General features: G+C 59.0%; 12 protein-coding genes and 2 tRNA genes. 4 read left to right on the top strand and 10 right to left on the bottom strand.

Features of this window, described 5'->3' with window-relative positions; translation table 11 throughout:
* The first annotated feature begins 174 nt into the window (after positions 1–174).
* Positions 175–1,374, top strand: coding sequence for an IS1249 family transposase (locus AC1Z36_RS09195; RefSeq protein ID WP_483561192.1), 1,200 nt, complete (start codon positions 175–177; stop codon positions 1,372–1,374).
* A 161-nt stretch (positions 1,375–1,535) separates the two neighbouring features.
* Here the strand turns inward: AC1Z36_RS09195 and AC1Z36_RS09190 are convergent.
* The 4 genes from AC1Z36_RS09190 to AC1Z36_RS09175 all read right to left on the bottom strand — a co-directional run bounded on the left by AC1Z36_RS09190 (position 1,536) and on the right by AC1Z36_RS09175 (position 6,324).
* Positions 1,536–1,609 (bottom strand) — tRNA-Met (locus AC1Z36_RS09190).
* 465 nt (positions 1,610–2,074) lie between these two features.
* A tRNA-Met gene (locus AC1Z36_RS09185) sits at positions 2,075–2,148 on the bottom strand.
* 62 nt (positions 2,149–2,210) lie between these two features.
* A complete protein-coding gene (locus AC1Z36_RS09180) occupies positions 2,211–5,246 on the bottom strand; it encodes a UPF0182 family membrane protein (RefSeq protein WP_105657496.1) in 3,036 nt (1,011 codons plus the stop codon).
* Between the two features lie 130 nt (positions 5,247–5,376).
* A complete protein-coding gene (locus tag AC1Z36_RS09175; RefSeq protein ID WP_181149012.1) occupies positions 5,377–6,324 on the bottom strand; it encodes a YlbL family protein in 948 nt (315 codons plus the stop codon).
* Positions 6,325–6,673: 349 nt separating this feature from the next.
* Here AC1Z36_RS09175 and AC1Z36_RS09170 point away from each other — a divergent pair, with 349 nt between their 5' ends.
* Positions 6,674–8,101, top strand: a complete 1,428-nt coding sequence (locus tag AC1Z36_RS09170) for a zinc-dependent metalloprotease (RefSeq protein WP_105661504.1) — start codon at positions 6,674–6,676, stop codon at positions 8,099–8,101.
* A 61-nt stretch (positions 8,102–8,162) separates the two neighbouring features.
* On the opposite strand, the gene AC1Z36_RS09165 is transcribed toward AC1Z36_RS09170, so the two are convergent.
* The 3 genes from AC1Z36_RS09165 to nudC all read right to left on the bottom strand — a co-directional run bounded on the left by AC1Z36_RS09165 (position 8,163) and on the right by nudC (position 11,856).
* The gene (locus AC1Z36_RS09165; protein ID WP_105661505.1) at positions 8,163–8,774 is read right to left on the bottom strand and encodes a M48 family metallopeptidase; all 612 of its coding nucleotides are present in this window, start codon (positions 8,772–8,774) and stop codon (positions 8,163–8,165) included.
* Positions 8,775–8,899: 125 nt separating this feature from the next.
* Positions 8,900–11,023, bottom strand: coding sequence for an ATP-dependent DNA helicase UvrD2 (locus tag AC1Z36_RS09160; RefSeq protein WP_105661506.1), 2,124 nt, complete (start codon positions 11,021–11,023; stop codon positions 8,900–8,902).
* Entirely contained in the window at positions 11,020–11,856 is an 837-nt protein-coding gene (gene nudC, locus AC1Z36_RS09155) for an NAD(+) diphosphatase (RefSeq protein WP_286134575.1), read from the bottom strand. Before nudC ends, AC1Z36_RS09160 begins: the two co-directional genes overlap by 4 nt.
* 259 nt (positions 11,857–12,115) lie before the next feature.
* On the opposite strand from nudC, the gene AC1Z36_RS09150 reads away from it, so the two are divergent.
* A complete protein-coding gene (locus AC1Z36_RS09150; RefSeq protein WP_105657502.1) occupies positions 12,116–13,426 on the top strand; it encodes a phosphotransferase in 1,311 nt (436 codons plus the stop codon).
* Positions 13,427–13,449: 23 nt separating this feature from the next.
* Here the strand turns inward: AC1Z36_RS09150 and AC1Z36_RS09145 are convergent, their stop codons facing one another.
* Genes AC1Z36_RS09145 through AC1Z36_RS09135 form a run of 3 tightly spaced genes read right to left on the bottom strand, consistent with a single transcriptional unit; the run spans position 13,450 to position 20,362 of the window.
* Entirely contained in the window at positions 13,450–16,767 is a 3,318-nt protein-coding gene (locus AC1Z36_RS09145; RefSeq protein ID WP_105661508.1) for an ATP-dependent helicase, read from the bottom strand.
* The gene (locus AC1Z36_RS09140; RefSeq protein WP_133833705.1) at positions 16,764–19,976 is read right to left on the bottom strand and encodes an ATP-dependent helicase; all 3,213 of its coding nucleotides are present in this window, start codon (positions 19,974–19,976) and stop codon (positions 16,764–16,766) included. The genes AC1Z36_RS09145 and AC1Z36_RS09140 overlap by 4 nt, the downstream gene beginning before the upstream one ends.
* The gene (locus tag AC1Z36_RS09135) at positions 19,973–20,362 is read right to left on the bottom strand and encodes an MGMT family protein (RefSeq protein WP_166650728.1); all 390 of its coding nucleotides are present in this window, start codon (positions 20,360–20,362) and stop codon (positions 19,973–19,975) included. The genes AC1Z36_RS09140 and AC1Z36_RS09135 overlap by 4 nt, the downstream gene beginning before the upstream one ends.
* An 88-nt stretch (positions 20,363–20,450) precedes the next feature.
* On the opposite strand from AC1Z36_RS09135, the gene AC1Z36_RS09130 reads away from it, so the two are divergent.
* A complete protein-coding gene (locus AC1Z36_RS09130) occupies positions 20,451–21,134 on the top strand; it encodes a 3'-5' exonuclease (RefSeq protein WP_105657505.1) in 684 nt (227 codons plus the stop codon).
* The last annotated feature ends 135 nt before the right edge of the window (positions 21,135–21,269 follow it).

Here is a 21,269-nt window from a genome sequence, read left to right as displayed (position 1 = left end):
CCGGCTCGCGAAGCGGGGGCAACCGCCCAACTCTGCACAGGCTCTCCCCCGGATGAAGGGAAAGCTTTTCAGACCCATCCGGCGAGCTTGAATAAAAATAAAGGGCTATAGGCAATAAAGTGTGTCTGAAAACCTGATCCTGCCCCGGACAGCCGGGGCAGGATCAAGGTTCACATGGGTATTGAATCCATAAGTGTGAAGCTTACTGGACAATCCCATACTTGTATTATCTGTCATTCCCGACTGAAGAAAAACGGAACCACCTCCAAAGGAACCCAGCGCTGGCGCTGCATCACCTACAATGCCAGCACCGTTTTCAAACGCGAAGACACCACCGCCCGCAACCAACTCACCGGCTTCGTCACCTGGCTGATGAGCAAACATTCCCAAGCCGAATTCGGCGGCGGAACCGGCCGCACCTTCCGGCATCAGACCGCTTGGTGCTGGAACGTGCACCCCTACCTGCATCACACCGGCGAAGTCTTCGACGAGATCCAAGTCGACGGCATCTATCTGCGCCAAGGCTGGTGCCTGCTGATCGCCATCGCTCACGGACGTGTCATCGGATGGCAGTGGTGCGACCGCGAAAAAGCCGAGGCCTGGACCGTGTTGCTGCAGCATTTCCCCGGACCGAAAGTCGTGGTGACCGACGGCGGATCAGGCCTGATGAAAGCGCTCAAAGAGTTCTGGCCGAACGTGAAAATTCAACGCTGCTTGGTGCATATCCAGCGCAACGTGCGCACCTACCTGACCCTGAATCCGCGTTTGCCTGCAGGGAAGTCATTACGTCGATTGAGCCTGAAACTCACGAAAATCCGGACGCAGGAAGCCGCAGCAGAATGGATTGCCGCCTTCGCTGCGTGGCATGCCGAAAACCACGAGCTGATCAATGAACGCACCTACGCTGCTGACTGGTCCGGTGCCTGGCCGCGGGGCCTGCGACGCAACCGCAAGTGGTGGTACACCCACGATCGGCTACGCAGCGCCTACGAGTCCATGAATAACGCCCTGCGACGCGGGCACCTGTTCACCTACCTGGATACAGATCTGAACGGCTTGGGGATCAACGCGACGACGAACATGATTGAAGGTGCGGTGAACTCCGGCATCCGGGCCATGATTTTCTATCACCGAGGGATGCCCATTGAGCATCGCCGGCGGGCGTGCGAGTGGTTCTGCTGGACGCATGCGGATGACGGGAACCACCCGGCCTTGCGGACACTGTTGCGCCCGGAGCATTACACTCCCGAAGCGAAGAAGAAGGCGCAGCACATAGTTGATGAAGCACCAATCGGCCCGGAGCTTTATGGCACTGGCGCCAGCACTGAGGATGGGCAATTCATTCGCAGTGAGTGGATGAGGAATATCTACTAGAGCAGGGTTTTAAGGTTGTCTGGCCCGGGAACACGCCCGGGTCAGACACACTTTATTGCCTATAGCCCAAAATAAACGCCACGGTCGCCCATTGGCGCAGGCCTGAGAAGTCCGGTTAAACCAAAAACGGAGACCCTTCCGGATCTCCGTTTCCACTTTCGTGGCGGGGAGAGGATTTGAACCTCTGACCTCCGGGTTATGAGCCCGGCGAGCTACCGAACTGCTCCACCCCGCGTCGGTAAATACAACATTACCAACTGGTGAACTCAATAGCGAATCGAAAAGAGTGTCCTTAATCGCACTACGCCTAAATGTCCGACCTGATCCGAATTATCCTTTGGTTATATCCAGATGCCTCGGCCCGGCGTTACCCGGGTTTCAAAGACCCCAGGGGTCTTCCGCCGCATGATTGCACACTCCGGCGGGTAGCCCGTCGCCACAAGGTGCCTGAGAGTCTGCTGCGATCACCCTAGCCCGCTCAGGGGAAGATTCTCGGGCCTTCCAGCGCCCGGGGCCCTGCGGTAGGCCTGGAACTGCGTCAGCCTTCGGCCCCAACTTACACATATGCCGGCGACCGCCCCCTTCCCGTACATGGGTTGACGGCAGTTCCCGCATCAATTCACGGGTACTGATCCGGCAACGGGCAACTTGCAGATTAACGCAAAATGGAGATCCGTTAGGATCTCCATTTTGCCATTCGTGGCGGGGGCAAGATTTGAACTTGCGACCTCCGGGTTATGAGCCCGGCGAGCTACCGAACTGCTCCACCCCGCGATGACTAGACAATTCTTGCATCATCGCGGAGTGAAAGCAAATCGGTCAGCTGATGCTAGTGCTTAGCCTTCAGCACCGTCCTGGGGTGCTGGCGATTGGGCTGCGTCCTGATTTTGTCCGTCGTCCAGTTTCACATCCCCGTCAACCTCGGTGCCGTTGATGGCCGCATCTGCGTCCATCGCGCGGGTCAAGGCATCCTCCAACTGCTTCTGCGATTCGCCGTAGGCTCCGAAGTCACTCTTGGCCAGCGCTTCCTGGCCATTCTTGATGGCTTCATTCGCATCAGCCAGAGCTTCGGAGAGCTTCTGGGTATCAGTCTTGGTTGGTTCCTTCTCGCCCTTTGGATCATCCTCTGGCGTAACGCCTTCGGTCTCACCAGTCACTGCACCGGACTCACCGCCGAAGACCTCATCCAGTGCTTCAGCCAAGGTATCGGCGAAGCCAACCTTGTCGCCGAAGGAAACCAGGACCTTACGCAAGGTCGGGTAGCTGGTCTGTCCCGAGGACTGAACGTAGACCGGCTGAACGTAGAGGATACCGCCGCCAACTGGCAGCGACAGCAGGTTGCCGTTCTTGACCTCCGAAGCACCCTGACGCAGCAGGTTCAATTCAGTGGTCACGCGTGTGTTGGTATCGAAGTTCTGCTGTGCTTGGCCTGGGCCAGGAACCGCAGTATCTCGTGGCAGCTCGAGCAGGCGCAGCTTGCCGTAGTCTTCGGCCTTCGCCCCAGGTTCGGAGCCGGCATCGGCGTTGGCCGAAAGGAAGCCGAAGAGCACGTTGCGCTGCTGGCCGTTGGCCGCGGCAGCAGGGATAAACGTCGAGGTCAGCGAGAACGACGCTTCATCCTGGGTCGGCATCTTCAAGGACATGAAGTATGGCGGCTGCTTCACGCCAGCGGCGGATGAGGTCGGATCATCCGGCACAGCCCACGCGTCGTTGGACTCGTAGAACGCGTCCGGGTTGTCCACGTGGTAGGTGGTTAGCACTTCGCGCTGCACCTTGAACATGTCCTCAGGGTAACGTACGTGCTCCATCAACTCAGCCGACATGTCATCCAACGGGTTCAATGCCGTAGGGAAGACCTTCTGCCAGGACTGCAGGATCGGGTCTTCGGTGTCCCAGGCGTAAAGCTTGACCGTTCCGTCATAGGCGTCGACGGTGGCCTTCACCGAGTTGCGCAGGTAGTTCACGCGGCCGGTCAAAGACAGGTCCTGCGCATTAGTCAGCGAGTCGGTCACTGCCGAGTCCAATTGCTGCTGCTGCGAATACGGGAAGTCGTTGGAGGTGGTGTAGCCATCGATGATCCACTGCACGCGGCCATCAATGATGGCAGGGTACGCCTGGGAATCCAGCGTCAGGTACGGAGCAACCTTGCTCACGCGATCGCGAGGATCACGATCGTAGAGGATCTGCGATTCGCTATTGACGTTCTGTGAGAGCAAGAGGTCAGTGGAGGCGAACTTCAGTGCGTAGACCAAGCGGTTGAACATGTTGCCAACGTTCGGACCGCCATCGCCCTGGAAGGTATAGCGGGTGTCTTGGTTCTCGCCACCGGTACCTGGACGGTCAAGTTCCTGGTCGGTCCATCCCTCATCCGGCCCGCCGACAATGGAGTAGGACGGAGAATTCTCACCGAAGTAGATCCGCGGCTCGTAATCCTCGTCGGTAATCAAATCACCGGAGGTCGGGATGCCACCGAGCATGAAGTCCGGACGACCACCGGCAGCCACGCGGTTACCGTAGGCAGCCACCAGGCCGTAGCCATGGGTGTAGTTGATGTGCTGGTTCACCCACGTGTCGGTTGGGTCCACGTTCACTTCACGGGCGGCAATAACGGTATCTTCCACCTTGCCGTCGATCTCGTAACGGTCGACGTTAAGGGTCTCGGCGAAGGTGTAGTAGCCGCGGAACTGCTGCAGCTGCGCGAAAGCAGCCGAAACCAGGTTTGGATCCAGCAGGCGGATATTCGCGGTGGTTGAGGTTTCCTCGGCCAGCGCATTCTTCTCAGTCGAGATCTTCGCATCGTAGTCAGTAACTTCGACATCGTCGAGACCGAAAGCCAAGCGCGTCATTTCGATGTTGCGCTCAATATAGTCGCTCTCCAACGCCCTTTGGGAAGGGACCACCTTGTACTGCTGGATCAGGAACGGGTAGACGCCGCTGGCAACGATCATCGTTGCTACCAGCATGGCGGTGCCGATCAATGGCAAACGCCAGCGACCGTTGATTGCCGCAATCACGAAGGTGATGGCGATAAGGACTGCCACAATGGCCAGAATCATCTGTGCAGGGATGACAGCGTGGACATCCTTGTACAGTGCACCGGCGACACGGCCGGACTGGTCGGTGAGGGTCTCGTACTGGCCGATCCAGAAGTTCACAGCCTGGAAGATCAAGAAGACTCCGACAACAACTGCGGTGTGCACCCGAGCGGCCTTGCCAACGGTTATGCCGCCACGCTCTTCAACGCGGATTCCGCCGTAGAGGTAGTGGGTCAGCAGACCAGCCACGCCGCTGAGCAGCACGACCGAGATCAGGAAGCCGTTGACCAGTGCGATGAATGGAAGGGAGAAAACGAAGAAGCCCAGATCCATGTTGAACTGGGGGTCAGTGCTACCGAAACCGACCTGGTTGAAGAACAGCAAGATGGTCTGCCACTGTCCGGCCACGGCAACGGCAGCGAAAATGCCGATCACCAATGGAATGCCAACCATCAGGAATCGGCGGACTGGTTCCAGCTGGGCCTGGTAGCGCGACATGGAATCAGGTCGGGTCGAGTTTGGCGCATAGACAGGGCGGTGCTTGTAGGCACTGCGCATCGAGAACCACATTGGAACCGCCATCAGCACCAAAGCGATCAGGAAGATCACTAATTTGGAGATCCGCTCAGTCCAGTAGACCTCGGAGAAACCCAGCTGGTTGAACCAGAGGATATCAGCGTAGAAATTCGACAAGAAAACGAAGACTGCGACGAGAATGACCACCGCGAAGATGGTCAGGGTCAGCGGCGAGGCTTTCTTGCCCGAAGGGTTGGAAGGTCGTTGTGGTTCTTGGGGCCGCGGCGGACCCCCGAACGGACTATCCGATCCGAAAGACACTATCTATTCCTTACTTTGGGTTCTTCCCGTTGTTCCCAACAAGAGAACTCGTGTACCTAATTCTTGTACGGGCGTTGTGTACGAGACTGGTTTCCTTGCATCACATTCTTCCCTTGATGCCCGGCTAAATCTATTCGCATGTCGTGAAAGTCGCCGGGTCTTCACCTGCGGCGATCTTCTCCAATGCCTGGCGAGCTTCTGACAGGGTTGCAACCTTGATGACATCCAGTCCGGCAGGAATACGCCCTATGGCTTCAGCGCAGTTGTCGGCTGGGGCCAAGAAGACGGTTGCTCCGGCATTCTTCGCCGCCACCATCTTCTGGGCGATTCCACCGATTGGACCGACCTTGCCATCGGCTGAAATCTCACCGGTACCTGCGATGTGGTGGTCTCCCGCCAATGAGCCTTCCGTCAGGCGGTCAATGATCGCCAAGGCAAACATCATGCCGGCGCTGGGACCGCCAACATTTTCCAACCCGAAGCTCACATCGATAGGGAACTCGTATTCGTTGCCCAGGAAGACACCCAACTGGCGTTCGCCATTCTCGGCTTCCTTGGTGTTCACAGTGACATCTACGTCGCTGTAGACGCCATGCTTATCCGGTCTGCCAACGGTCAAGATTGCTGGTTCTGCACCGCGGGAATTCAGTTCTTCCTTCAGCTGTTCCAGCGAAGTGATCTGCTCTCCTTCGAATTTCAGAAGGCGATCCTTGGGCTCAAGCACTTTTTCATTCGTGCCGGTGGAGAACTCAGCGACCGTAAGCCACTCGGTAAAGCCCTGATCCAGCTCGGCCAAAGCCGCTGCCACAGCCAAGTCCTGCGATGAAGTCATCATGAAATCATTTTGTTCATTCTTCTCTTCCGAAGAGACACCACGAGAAATGATGGTTTCTTCAGGAACTAGATCCTTGGCCGAATTGACCAATGCTTCAAGTACGACAGGTATGGTGATTCGGTTCTGCCCGCCACCCTGGACGTAAATGGTCAACAGATCCAAGACGCTCTCCGAAGGGTATGACTGGGCTCCCTTGATGGAGACCACATCGTGCCCGTTGTCCTCGCCAAGAGTGTTAAACACTGGGCCAGGCGACCGGATCATGAAATTCGTCGGGAGAAACATCATGACGCCGATCAGGAGGAGCGCAACGACGCCGGAGCTGGTGCGTTTCATGGTTTTGGAACCTCGCGGAGTGCGGCTGGAATCGCCTGGCTCCAAAGTCGAGTCTTGTGGTTCCTGTACGTGCACTGATCCTGCTCCCGCCAACTGTCAAAAAATACGCGGATCCGTCCTTGCAGACATCCCCACCCTTAGCCTACTGAAGCCCTGGGTTTAAAAGCATCAGCATCAAGGCGTATTCGATGTGCCGAAAGCGAACTGAAGCCCAGATTCATGGGAACTATCAGCTACTCGCGGTAGTTTTAAAGGCATGGCACAGAACCCCCCGAATAACCGCCCTAACGGCGATGACGACGAAAACAATCCGCAGGACCCATTTTCTGCAATGTTTGGTCAGCTCTTCGGTGGCGGATTCGACCCGAATGACCTCCCGCCGCAGCTTCGTGATGCCCTTGGTGCTCAAGGCGATCCGGCTGCGATGCAGAAAATGATGCAGCAGGCCCAGGCCATGATGTCCGCGATGATGAGCAATAACGCGTCTTCCGGTCCGGTGAACTGGAAGCTTGCATCCGACACCGCTTTGCAGGCATATGCCAGCGATGATCCGGCGGTATCGGACGCGCGCAACAACGCCATCAGCGATGCGTCAAACCTTTCTGAACTGTGGCTGAACAACGCTACGGTGTTCGAGTCGAACGGCCGCTCGACCGAGGCATGGACTCGTAAACGATGGTATGACAAGACCCTGGCCACCTGGAAGCAGGTCACCGAGCCTGTTGCCGAGTCGGTAGCTAACGCAATCACCACCGCGATGAAGGATCAGATCCCCGAAGAGATGAAGGGCATGCTCGGCAATTCCGATGGCATGTTCCGCAATCTCGGAGCCAGCATGTTCGGCATGCAGCTGGGCACTGCACTGGGCGGCTTGGCAACCGATGTGCTTGGCGGCACCGATATCGGCCTGCCTTTGGCAGGAACCACTCCAGGCATTATCGCGGCCAACGTCAGCAAGTTCGGCGATGGCCTTGAAATCCCAGAGCAGGAAGTCCTGCTGTATGTGATTCTGCGGGAGAACGCACACGCACGATTGTTCAACCGGGTCCCTTGGCTAAGCTCCAAGTTGATTGGTGCCGTGGAATCCTATGCTCGGGGCATCCATATCGACATGTCGCGCATTGAAGAAGCAGTACGCGGTATCGATCCGTCCAACCCTGAAGCGCTGCAGTCGATGCTGGGTGAAGGATTGTTCACCCCGCAGCGCACCCCCGCTCAGGAGAAGGCTCTAGAAAACCTAGAACTGACGTTGGCATTGATCGAGGGCTGGGTTGATCATGTGGTCTCCTTGGCCGCCCAGAACCTTCCATTTGCTGGTCACCTGCGCGAGACGATGCGTCGCCGCCGAGCTTCGGGTGGCCCAGCTGAGACTGCCTTCGCATCTCTGGTTGGCCTTGAATTGCGCCCACGCAAGCTGCGCGAAGCGGCTGCCCTGTGGGAGCACTTGTACGACGAACGTGGAATCGAGGGCCGTGATGCCGTATGGGATCACCCAGATCTGATGCCTACCGCGGAAGACCTCACCGATCCCAAGGGCTTCACGCATCGCCGTGAAGTTGCCGCGACCGAGTTCGACGACTTTGACGCAGCACTGGGTAAGCTTCTGGACGGCGGCTTCGACAACGCTGAACCCGAAGCCGAAGGCGATGACGGTTCAGGGAATCCAGAGGATCCGAAGAACTGATTAGATCGAAACCTCGAAGGAGGGATGTGCACGAGTGCACATCCCTCCTTCGTGCATTGAGCTACTGTTCCTCGTCATGGCCGAAACCCGAAAGTTCATCCTGGGCCCGGCCCAATTCCTTGGCGTGAGCGTTGTAGCCTGCGTGGAATGCCTCCAAGAAAATATCCGCCTGCGCTCGGCGTTCGAACCGGTTCAGCAAAGCCTGGAACCTAGGTCCGTGGCCGGCCCGCGGGACCACCAGATGCGCAAGCTCGTGGACTAGAACATAGTCCTGCACCCAGCTGGGCATATGCTGCAACGTGACCGATAAGCGGATGCTGCGCTGCCGATATGAAGCCGAACCCCAACGCTTATTTTGGTTGGCTACCCAACGCACGGATTGCGGCGCGGCTTCGCCGGCGAAGTACTGCTGGTCAAGAGATGCCGCTCGGCGCTCCAGCGCATCATCGGTATGACCCGCGGTACGCGCTTGGCGTCCCTTGCGATACTTCGAGATCATCTCATCAACGAAAGCGCGTTCCGTTTTTTCGTCCAGCGCTGCAGGGACTTGGATAATCAGCCGGTTATCGCGCCACTGGGAGGAAATGGTCTTCTTGCGCTTGGCCGAGCGGAGAACCCGCACTGGAATCTCATCCGGCGCGACGAAGTCGACGGTGTTTGGAAAAGCTGGCATTGCATTGCGCCTCTTTCCTCATCTATGGCAGCGGCCGGGGACCTTCCTGTCCGCTCACTACGTGATCTCTAAGCTACGTCCTAGCCTGAACAGCTTCGGACCAATTCGCCAACTTGTGGAGAACCCTATGCGCGGCGCTCGTCAACGACCGCAAGCACCGCCTCGCCATATCGTTCAAGCTTGCTACGTCCCACCCCGGGAATCTTCGACAATCCCTGGATTGAATCCGGCTGGTGCTCCGCGATGGACATGAGGGTTGCATCGGTGAATATGACGAATGCCGGGACCGCGTTGGATTGGGCAACCTCCGATCGCCATTCACGCAAAGTCTCAAACAACGCTTCATCATAGGCAGCAGGGCACGAGGCGCAACGTTTGAGCTTTCGCTCTTTTGCACTGGTCAAGAAGGATCCACAGGTCATGCAAACTGCGGGCGTGATTTTCTGTTCGCGTTTGCGGTAGGTGGTCTGCTGCCTGCTGCTGGCTTGGCGTACCGATTTAATTCCATCGAGGAATCGTGATGGGTATCGGTGCGCGCGTCCGCCCGGGGTCCTTGCCAGCGACCAGGACAGGTACAGGTGCTTCCGTGCGCGGGTAATACCCACGTACAGCAGCCGCCGTTCTTCATCGAAGCCCGCTTGGTCCTTGGCATAGGAGATCGGGACCAGGCCTTCGTTCAATCCAACCAGGAATACAGCATCCCATTCCAGCCCCTTGGCTGCGTGGAATGATGCCAAGGTGACGCCATCCAGAGTTGGCGCGTGCTGGATCGCTGCGCGGTCTTCCAATTCCTTGACCACATCGTGCAATGTGGCATCAATGTCTTGTTCTTTTTTAAGCGCAACGACTTCGTCGGCCAGGCGAACCAGTGCCGACATCGATTCCCAACGCTGGCGCACCGCACCAGTGCCGCCGCTTGGGGCATTCGCCGAGTAGCCGTGCGAGGAGAGCACATCGCGCACCATCTGCGCAACCGGAGTATCTGCGGCGACGCTCAAGCCGGCCCGCAAGGCCAGCATCCCTTCCTTGACTTCGCGACGGGAGAAGAACCGCTCGGCACCACGCATTACGTAGGGGATGGAATACGCCGTCAGTGCTTGCTCAAAAGCCTGGGACTGCCCGTTAGTGCGGTACAAGATGGCAATCTCGGAGATGTCCTGGCCGTTTTTGAGCAGCTGCTTGATGCGCTGGGCGACTTCCTCGGCTTCATTTTCGTCATCCGTCGCTTCAAAGAATTCAGGGGCCGGACCGTGATCGCGTTGCGCGATGAGTTCCAGTGGTTCGGGCCAGGTCACGTTACGGTCAGGGACTTGGGATTCAATGCGCCGATTAGCAAGCACCTTATTCGCCAGGTTCACGACTTCAGGAGTGGAGCGGTAATCGCGTACCAGCTTCACGACCTTTGCTTCCGGAAACCGTGTGCCGAAGTTCAGCAAGAAGTCTGGGCGTGCACCGGTGAAAGAATAGATGGTCTGGGAGGCATCGCCCACCACGCACAGTTCGTTGCGCTGGCCAAGCCAGAGATCCAGGAGCCGTTGCTGCAACGGCGAAACGTCCTGGTACTCGTCGACGACGAAGTGGCGGTACTGCTGGCGTACACTGGCTGCGACTTTTTCATTGTCTTCAAGAATTGCAATGGTCAGCAGCAGTACGTCTTCAAAGTCGATAACTCCGCGGTCATCTTTGAGCTCTTCGTAGGTTTGGAAGATGCGGGCCATGCTCACTGCTTCGAGACCGTTGGGCAGTTCTCGGGAAGACGCAATCTTGGCGTAGCTTTCCGGGGTATGCATGGAGACCTTGGCCCATTCGATTTCCGCAGCCAGATCACGGACCATGGCGCGGTCGCTGGAAATGCGCAGGCGACGCGCCGCCTCCGCAATGAGCGGGGCCTTGTGTTCTACCAAGTTCGGCAGGGTACCGCCAACGGCCTGCGGCCAGAAGTACTGCAGCTGGCGCAAGGCAGCTGCGTGGAAGGTACGCGTCTGCACGCCGGGTGCGCCGAGCTGACGCAAGCGGGTACGCATCTCCGCAGCTGCACGCGTGGTGAAAGTCAGCGCGAGAACACTGGTCGGGTTGTAGATGCCAGTATGCACGCCGTGGGCGATCCGGTGGGTAATTGCTCTGGTCTTGCCGGTTCCTGCGCCCGCCAGAATACACAGTGGACCGCTGAGGGTTTCAGCTGCTTGCCGCTGTTCAGCATCCAGTCCCGCCAGCAAATTGTCTGCTGGCGGATTGTCGTATTCGGTCACTTGCTCAGGGCCTCCGGAAGGGGTTCGCCGTACCAGGTACGGATCAATGCGTGGGCTATCGAGACTCCGCGCGGTATATCTATTGTTCCTGATTCCAGAGCTTCACGCAGTTCGGCTCGTGTGAACCAGCGAAGGTCCATGATTTCTGCACCATCCGGAACCAGCTCTTCGCTCAAGGCTTCAGCAGCGAAACCGAGCATCAGCGATCGCGGCATTGGCCAGGGCTGGGAACCGCGGTAGGCGACCTCTCCAATACGCACACCGGATTCTTCAAAGATCTCGCGGCGCACAGCAGACTCTAGGGACTCCCCTGCTTCGACGAATCCTGCAAGCACCGAGTACATCCGGTGCTTGAAGGTGGCGTTGTATCCGAGCAGCAATCGATCTTGGCTGTCGATCACCGAGGCAATGATTGCCGGGTCGGTACGTGGAAAAAGCTCGTGGTCATTGTTCACGCAACGCTGGCCCCACCCGAAGGTGGCAGCCCTAACGGGTGAACCGCAGCGTGGGCAGAATTTCTCTGAACGGATCCAATTGGCGATCGCCTGCGCTTCAACGAAGAGTTCTGCATGCAGTTCATTGAGCAGGTTGAAGCCTTCACGTAGCGTCGTCCAGCGCTCGATGCCGCTGGAGGCATAGTCCTCGGCATCAACGAGAGCCAGAACGTATTCCGTGCCTGATGCACGCCCCAGGTACACCTGGCGCTCGGAGTCTTTTGCGAGGTAGTCCGTGCCGTTGAGAAAGAAGAGATCAGAGCCGATAGTTGCCGCGCCACCACCACTGATCAGCAGCACCTTGGTGCTGCGCTGCTTAAATAGGCCAGGCAAAAGCATCGGGTCTTGCTTTTCGGTCAGTGGGCGCTCAATCAGAGACTGTCCGAAGTGAAGTCCGGTAAGTGGGGTTCGATAAGTTTCTGCCAGAGCCATACCTCTAACCTAATGCACATAGCGCTCCAGAATCTTGATGCTTGCTCAATGTGGATAGCTGTTGATCAATGAGATTCGTCGCAACTCTGAATGTTGCCGGTGAATCCCGCCATATTCCGTGCGTCATTCAACGATAGAAAAGGGAATCTCGCATACGGTGGAACTTGTGAAACGCACTGCCATGGAACTCGCCGCAATTGCCACCGCCGCCGTCCCCGGATTGACTCCGGTAGGCTTCGCGGCGCTGTCCGACGATGCAGAAGATTTTGACTCAGCATTGATCGTCGACGCACTCAAGCATCGCTGGCGCGTTCGTTCACCTCGGCATGACGAGGCAAGCATGCGTCTGGAAGCAGAGCTTTCGGCCTTGCGCGCTTTCTCCGCCAAGGTCCGCGCTTCACTGCCGTTTTCCTTGCCTGCCGTAGCCGGCACCGTGCGCCAGGGCCCACTGCGCACCTTTGTCTACAAGGATATGCCCGGACACGTTCCGACCCTCGATGAATTGGTTGATGTCGGCAGCAACCTGGCCAAGTCGCTGGGCCAATGCATGGCTGCCATCCACCAGATCCCAGATGAAGCTGTTGAAGTGGCAGGCCTGCCGACCTACACTGCCGACGAGATTCGACAGCGCAAACTCAACGAACTGGATACGGCCGCGGCTACGGGCAAGGTGCCAAGCGGTTTACTGCGCCGTTGGGAACACGCCATGGAGGACGTGGCGCTGTGGCGTTTCAACGCTGCCGTAGTTCACGGCGACTTCGATGAAGAGCAGCTGCAGATTTCCCATTCCAGCATCACTGCAGTCAAGGGCTGGACAGATTTGCACGTCGGTGATCCCGCTGATGACTTCGCTTGGCTTTCGGCCATAGAAGACCAGAGCTTCAGCGAGCGCGTTTTCACCGCCTATGTCGAAGCCCGCGGCAAGGCTGCGGATCCGCACATCATGCGTCGCGCCGCGCTGGCCGCCGAATTCGCGCTGGCGCAGTGGCTGGTGAAGTCTTTGGATTCCAAGGACTACGAGCGCATCGCCGAGGCCGAAGAGATGCTACGCGAATTGGACCAGAACATCGCGGAGTACGGTGGCCAGCCATTGTCGGTCGTGGAAGCTCCGCGCCCTTTGGCTCCCCAGCCAGAAGCACCGGCCCAGAAGGCTCCGGAAAAGCCGGCCGCCGTCGCCGCGCCAAGCATTAACACCGACAAGGTCACTCCCCTGGCAGCGGAATCGCCGAACTCCGCAACACCCCGAAGCACAGCGTCCAATGTCCAGGCCGCGCCAGAGGAGTCTGGTGACCAGCCAAAATCTGATGCTGTTCAGGCTGATGCCAAGAACAGTTCGCCTGCGAAGGATGAACCCGCCTCCAAGGCCGCCGAACACGATAGTGATGCAGCGGAGGCCGAGTCAGCTGCCGCACGGCCAATGAGCACGGCTGAGCCTGCTGAAAAGAACAACAAGCCTGTTGAGGACGCCGAGAAGTAAAGACTTCCCAGCGTCCTGAGCGGCTAGCCTTCGAGCTGTTCAAACGCGCTGCTGATCATCTGTTCCAGTTCTTGCTCATCGGAGAGATACTCCGCGTGGATCGTAATGCCCGCCGCCACATAGTAGAAGGCGGCCTTGATCTCCTCTAGCGGGATTCCGTGCAGGCGTGACCAGCCCAGACGATACACCGCGAGCTGGACCAGCTTGCTCTTCAGATCCTTGCCGCTAGGAACTCGACCGGTTTTCCAGTCCAGCATCAGCCACGTACCGTCGTCCATCCGGAAGACGGCATCAATGCGGCCACGCACAGCCACCGGACCCACACGGGTCTCCAATGGAACCTCGACATAGGCCGGCTGCAGCTTGGACCATTCGCTGCATAGGAACGCTTCCTTCATGGATTCAAGGTCCAGCGCCTCATCAAGATAGCCATCTGCCGGATCCTGCAGGTCTCCCAGATCAAGCATTGACGTCTTCTCGTAGAACTCTTCAATCCAGGCATGGAACGCGGTACCGCGCCGTGCAGCGAGCCCCGGTCGACGCGGCACCGGGCGTCGAAGGTTTTCCAGTACCCCAACCGGGTCCTCGGCCAGCTCGACAAACAATGAAGCACGCACATGCTCTGGTGCCTCGATGCTGCGCTCACGGCCAGCCAAGAACTCGCGCTGGCCTAGAAGTTTCTCGGCTTCTTCAGCCCACTGCCTCCCGAAGCTGGTCAGCGGCTCATGATCTGTTGGAACGGATTCGAGATCCTTCGCCACTTCCGCAATGACATTGCGCCGTGAATACGGGTATGGAGTCTTTTGCACTCCCCCCGTGACGACGGGGCCTTCCAATGGATCGTACGGCCACAGCGCTTCAAGGGGCGTCAAAGTGCTCGGGTTTTGTTCCGGCGCTTCTTCGTCCTTCACCCAGACCCCGATCTCCGCCTGGGGTTCCTCGCCTTCGGCCAGCGGAAGCAAACAGGTGAAGAATTCTGATGGCTCGGTTGGCTTGGTACGGGTGCTCGTCCAGACGCTGCTACTGCAAATCAGCAATGACTTGGCGCGGGTCACCGCAACATAGGCCAGGCGACGCTCTTCGGCAATGTGGTGGTCCTCTACCTGGTCCTTGAAGACCGATTCGGCTTCCAGCAGTTCCTTCAAGGCCGGCTGTTCGGTGTCCCATTGGGGCAGGTCGCGGGCGTCGCCACGGATTTCCCAGGGCAGCGCTTTGTCACCGCTGGTCCACCGGTCGGATTTGGAACCCGGGAACACCCCGTCGTTCAAGGTCATCACCGCCACGATGTCCCATTCCAATCCCTTGGACGCGTGAACCGTCAGCAATTGGACTGCCGCGGGGTCAGCATCTTCGCTTGGCAGCGGTAGTCCCTTTTCCTTTTCGGCGGCCTGTTCCAGCCACATCAAGAAGCCGGACAGTTCAACGCGTGGCGCATTGCGGCAGTATTCGCGTACCACATCGGCGAAGGCATCGAGGTTGGCTCGCGCCTTGTCTCGAGATATCCACGGACGGGCAGCCACCTCGATGTCCAGGTTCATGGCGCGTTCGGTCTCGCGAATCAGCGTTTCAAGGTCGTCATTGGCCAGCAGCCGCAGGCCGGCGAGTTCATCGCGCAGGGCCGCCAAGCGCTCGTAGCCCGCTGCGCTAATGGTCCTGCCGTCATTGCTGGTCCACCCTTCCCTGGGCAGGAAGTCCAGTGCTTCGACGAGGCTGGCCGCATCATTGAGTTCGGCGCGGGCCGCCTCGGTCACTGCTTCTTCGGGGCTCTGCGCCTCTTCGCTTTCTGCCGGGTCTGGCTGCAGCCCGCGGGCTCGCCGCCGTTCCAGCTGGCGGGACCAATCGGCGAAGGCCATCAGGTCTGCGGCACCCAGCCGCCAGCGCGCTCCAGCCAATAAGCGCATGAGCTTGTCGGAGCGCAGCGGGTCAACCAGCACGTGCAGGTACGAGACCAGGTCGGTGAGCTCAGGGGTGCTCAGCAATCCGGATAGTCCCACGAGCTGGTATTTGATGCCCCGCTCAGCGAGCACCTCGCCCATGATGCTCAACTGGGTACGATTTCGCGAGAGCACCGCACTGGTCTTCGGCTCGGAAGATGCCCTATTCTCGGCAACAATCATGTCGGCTATGGCGTCTGCCTCGTCGCGAACCGTTGCGCAACGGTTGAGCACCACACGACCTGGCTTGGCATGCGCCGAGGAATCCAAGGGCTTGACCGAGACCGGGCCTTGATGCTGCGGCCCGCCGGCAGTGATGCTATTCGCTGCCGCGAGCACGTTGACGGTATTGCGCCATGCGATGGTCAGGTGCTTCACGTGGGCGACGTCCCGGCCTGTGTCCCGAACAATCGGGAAGACTTCTGGGAATCGGAACAGCTGACCGGCACTAGCCCCGCGGAATCCGTAGATGGATTGGTTAGGGTCACCCACCGCGGTGACCGGATGGCCTTCGCCATAGAGTTGAGAGAAGAGCACCATCTGCGCGTGCGAGGTGTCCTGGAATTCATCCAGCAGCACCACCTTGTGGCTAGCCCGTTCGGCGAGCGCAGCTGCCGGCACCTCCTGGGCGATACGCGCTGCGTGGGCCACCAAGTCGCCGTAGTCCATCACCCCGAGGCGCTTCTTTTCCCGGGCGTACTCTTCAGCCAACTCAGCGATGGTGGCACGTGAAGCCAGCTTGTCGATGAGCTTGAGGGCTGCTTGGGTAGTTTTCTTGGGCTTCTCTGCGTCCATCGGCAAGGTGCGCAGGCGTGCCACCAGGTCATCAATCCACTGATGGGCCTCAGGTGCGGTGACCAAGTGCTCGGATGCTTCCGAACTGAAGGAAACGATGGCATCAATCAGTGTGCTGGTGGCACTGTTCAGGTGCTCGTAGTTGCCGGTGTATCTTTCCAGCACCGAGTGGGCCACCTGCCATGATTGGGCCGCGCCCAACAAGGCACTGTCTTCTTCAAGGCCAAGCCGCAGCCCATGGTCTTGGACCAGGGTGTTGGCGTAGGAGTGGTAGGTGGATACCGCAGGGTCAAGGAAGTCCCGGGTTTCTTCTGGGCTGAGCAGACCGGTGGCCACAAGCTGCGCGATCTTGGCACGGATACGCACGGAAAGCTCTCCCGCTGCCTTGCGGGTAAAGGTCACCCCGAGAATCTCTTCCGGCCGGACCAGCTGGTTGGCTACCAGCCAGACGACTTTATCCGCCATGGTTTTGGTCTTGCCCGAGCCGGCGCCGGCGATGACCAGCATCGGTTCCAATGGCGCAGCGACTATCTCAGCCTGCTGCGCGGTGGGCGGAAACTGCTCGCCCAGGGCTGCGGAGAGTTCTTCTGGAGTGAATCTGATATTGCTCATGGTTCGGTGACCTGTCGTCCTTGGGCGCACAAAGGGCAGATTTCAGGCAGCGTGCAGTTGCCGAGGATCCCTGCGGCTCCCGAAACGTGCCGGGTGATGAATTCACTGTTTCCCATCAGCGAGGCAGCTTCGAAGATGAGCGCGCGGGCCCAGTCCCCTTCACCAATTGATGGTTGTTCACGGACCGAGGCGCCCTTGGTGCTGGTACCGACGTAGACCAAGGATGCGCCGGCTGGCTCATCCGGGAGTCCTGCAGTTTCCTCGTGATCTTGCAACGCGCCGAGCTGGATTGCGGTTTGGTAGACGCCTAGCTGCGGGTGTTCCAAGGTTGCGTCCTTGGATGGCGCAGTGGAACCGGTTTTCAGGTCAACGACCCTCACCTTGCCGTTGGCGTCAGCTTCGACGCGGTCGATAATTCCGCGAAGCTGGATATGCGTGCCGTCAGGGGCCGGGACCTCGATCTGGAACGGCATCTCGCGAGCCACCAGTTCGCGTCCTTCTTGGCGCATGGTGACGCAGTAGGCGGCGAACTTCTTGAGCATGCTATTGGCACGGTCGAAGTCCCTTTGACCTTCCCAGTTCTCCAGTTTTTCCAGCTCTGGCCAGCGTTGCTCCAGGATCTGCTGGTATTCGCTTCCGCTTGCATCGGGATGCTCTTCGGCGATGGAGTGGATCAGCGTACCCAAGGAGGCCGCGAAATCGCGGGCAGCGGTTCCACCAGCGCTTTGCACAAACCAGTTCAGCGGCGATTTCACCAGGGTTTCCACCTTCGACGGTGACACCCGCCGAGGCTGGTCTTCCGGGATAACCGGTTCATGGGTAGTCAGTTCGCGCAACCCCCACCAGGAACTTGGATGCGCTCCTCGCACCGGGCGCTCTGCCTGAGCCAGGCGTCCAAGCACGTGGGTGGCGTCCTGGTACAGGTTAGCTGCTTCCACATCGTCCGGCGCTGGCGCTGCCCCAAGGCCGGCGGCCCTGGCTCTCTCGGCGGTGCTGCGCAGCTCTGCCACCAAGGTTGGAAGCGAACGGATGCGCGGAACCGCGGTTGGTTCCCTGCCTTCTGGCCCCGGTGGCTCGACCAGATCCAGGAAAGAGGAAGGCTGGCTGTCTTCGTTATCGACCGCCGTGCAAATCAGCTGGTCTCCAGCACGGGAGACGGCATTGCTGAAGCTGCGCAATTCGTCGTTGCGGATTTGGCGTACCAGATGCGTTGGCGTTCGGGTGGCCAGGAATTCAATGCCATGCTCCGCGGCGTCGGCGAGCGCATTGGAACCGAGCAGCTCGCCACGGAGCCGGAGGTTGGGCCAGGAGCCTTCTTGCAGCCCGGGGATAAAGACCACTGGCCATTGCTTTCCGGCAGCGGCAGCGGTAGTGAGAACCGTGACGGTTTGCCCACCGGCAGCACGGGTTGCCAAGGAGTCCATGGGCAATTCCTGCTGCAAGATGTGCTCGATGAACTGCTGGACGCTGGCGCCGGGAAGCTGATCCACAAAACGTTCTGCGGCTTGGAAAAGCGACAGGACAGCATCCAGGTCATGATCTGCGCGGCGGGCGGCAGTGCCGGTGCCCAGGGCCTCTTCGCGCCAGGCCTTTGCCCGGCCCGAGGCCTCCCACATCACCCAGAGCGCTGTTTCCGGTGTAGCGGTTCCGCTGGCCAGTTCGTCTTGCAGCGCGGAGTACATCTTCAGCAGCCGGTTCAATCCGTAACCCGGCTTGCCCAATTTCTCGGCCATTGCCGGTTCACGCAGGCAGGATTCAAGCAACTCCTGGCTGGAGCGGCGTCCGCCGGCTGCGGCTTCCTGCTGGCGCAAGAGCTGGCGGATCCGGCGGATTTCCAAGGCAGTGCTCATCCCATAACGCGACAGCAGCAGGTTCTGCATCAGGAGCGGGTCATCGGTGACAGAATCGCTGAACGCCAAATTCAACAGGTCAAGCAGCGGACGGACCGCACCTTCATCCTTCAATGGAATTTCGGCCGGCGGCACCTGCACGCCGATTCCCTGGCCTTCAAGAAAACGGCTGAAGGAGCGCACCTGTGAACCGTTGCGCACCACAATCGCAATTTCAGCGAGGCTGCGGTTCTCGTAGAGGTTCAGATGCACTATCCGCTGGGCAATGAAACGTTCTTCCAAGGTGGAATTCTCGAATACCAGTGCCTGGCATAGTTCGTGTTCCGGCACGTTCAACGGCTCAATAGCTCGTCCGCGCAAGCCTGCAGCCAGCGGCACGCGGCTGACGATCCGTTTCCATGCCTCGGTGATCTGTCCAGACATTCGATAGCCGTGGGTCAGTTCGAGGCAGGTCGCTTCGCCAGCACTCGCGTAATTCTGTGCGAAACGATGCAATTCATCGGTGCGGGCACCGCGGAATCCCTGAACTACGCTGTCGGGTGCAGCGAAAGCGACCATGGCGCGGTCCTTGCCGAGCAGAGCCAGGAGGCGGTGCTGCGACAGGGTGGCTTCTTGCAGGTCATCCACGAGGATCAGGGCCAACCGGTCCTGTTCTGCGTGCAGGAACGCTTCATTGTCTTCCAGAATTTGTGCCGCCCGGGTAATCAGCCCTGCCGGGTCGAAGGCTTCGGCGCTGCCCAAGTCCAGCAGGTCGCGGTATTCCTGGTAGAACAGCGCAGCAGCGTGCCATTCGGGGCGGTTGGCTTGCTGGCCGAGGTCAGCGATGTCTGCAGGTTCCAATCCCAGCTCTGAAACACGGTCGAAGAACTCGCGGATTTCCTTGCGGAAGCCGCGAGTCCCTACTGCCAGCGCCAGTTCGCTTGGCCACTGCGGTCCTTCGGTGAGGCCTTCGGCATGGCCTTCCAGCAGGTGGCCGATGAGGGTGTCCTGTTCCGGACCGGAGAGCAAGCGGGGAATGCGTTCGAGCTGGGGCAAGAGTCCTTCAACGCGGGCACGGCGGATCAAGTCAAAGGCATAAGCCGACCAGGTGCGAACCACCGGTTCGGTGAAAGTCCGTTCTGCTCGGCGGCTGAGCTCATCACGGATCGAGGCAGCGGTCAGTCGAGTTGGCCCGATGATCAAGAGGGCCTGCGGATCGAGCCCGGCGTCAAGGTGCGCCACCGCGGTGTCGATGAGCAGATGGGTCTTGCCGGTACCCGGAGCCCCAGTGACCAGGACCGGGCTTTCCACCGAATGCAAGTGGCCAAGGACCGAGGTGGCTTCTTCGCGGGGCTGGCTTCGGGTCTCTTCCATACTCATAGTTGATCATCCATCTCGGACATTTTGGGGTTGCCCAGCGCCGTACGCAGCGCGTCAATTTTTTCCCACGCCCAGTCGTTGGGGTTCCAGCGGTATCTATTCATGTTCACGTGACGGCCAGGTGCTGCCAGTTCTTCTGCGATCCAGTGCCGTTCTGCTGCTTCGGCAAGCGCATCGGCCATGGAACCGTTGGAGCGGATAATCCGCCACCATGGTGTCCCTTCCGGCGCGCTTGCCATCGCCTTGCCCGTTTGGCGTGCTCCCCCGCTTCCGAGAAGTTCTGCCACGTCCTTGTAGCTGAGCACCGCCCCTGCCGGGACGAGTGCTGCGAGGCGATGCACCGCCTCTGAATAGTCCAGGGGCTTTTCGGCTGCGTCAGATGTCATAGCCCTATTCTGCCAATTAGCTTGCAGGACTCCACAACACGCAATTCGCAGGGCCGTCCTGTCCCGCCTTGGCTGTAGCGTTATATCCATGACTGAATGGCACAAGGGCCTGGCAATTGGCTTTGATTTGGAAACCACTGGTGTTGATACCAATACTGCACGCATCGTTACGGCATCGGTTGTCTTGCTGGATGCCGATGGCAAAGTGGTGAACAACCGCGAGTGGCTGGTAAACCCCGGGGTCGAGATTCCAGAGGCCGCGGCCGCAGTTCACGGAATCTCCACCGAGAAAGCCCGCGCCGACGGTGCCCCGGCGAAACAGTCCGTTCAGGAGATCTTGAATTTGCTGAAGTTCGCCTCGGAGCAAGCGCCAATCGTTGCTTTTAATGCTTCGTACGATTTCTCAGTGCTCTACAGCGAAGCCGTTCGCTACGACCTTGAGCCGTTTTTCCCGGGCAATGTGATCGATCCGTTCATCATCGACAAGCAGGTTGACAAGTTCCGCAAGGGGAAGCGCACCCTTGCGGCGGCTTGCGAGTTCTACGGTGTAGTCCTCGAAAATGCGCACACCTCGTTGGCCGATGCAGTTGCCTGCGTCGAGGTCGCTCGCCAGCTGGGCGAACGCTATCCGCAGTTGCAAGTAGATCCGATGGTGCTGCACGGCTGGCAGATCGGTTGGGCGAAAGAACAGGCAGAAAGTTTCCAGAAATACTTGCGCAAGACGAAGCCTGAAGCTGTTGTCGACGGCGCTTGGCCTATCACCGAGTCGTAAAGATTGAAATAATCAGCTTCTTGTGCCCCGTTTCACATGGGGTCAACAGGCCTCGCGACCACCATGCGGAAGCCAATCGTTCATTTTCTGTCACAAATCAACAAATTATATTCGAAGGCTCCCCCATTAAGGCCT

It is taken from the genome of Glutamicibacter sp. BS14 (assembly GCF_056934375.1).
The sequence above is the reverse complement of the archived record's forward strand: the minus strand, read 5'-3'. Positions and strand labels throughout refer to the sequence as shown.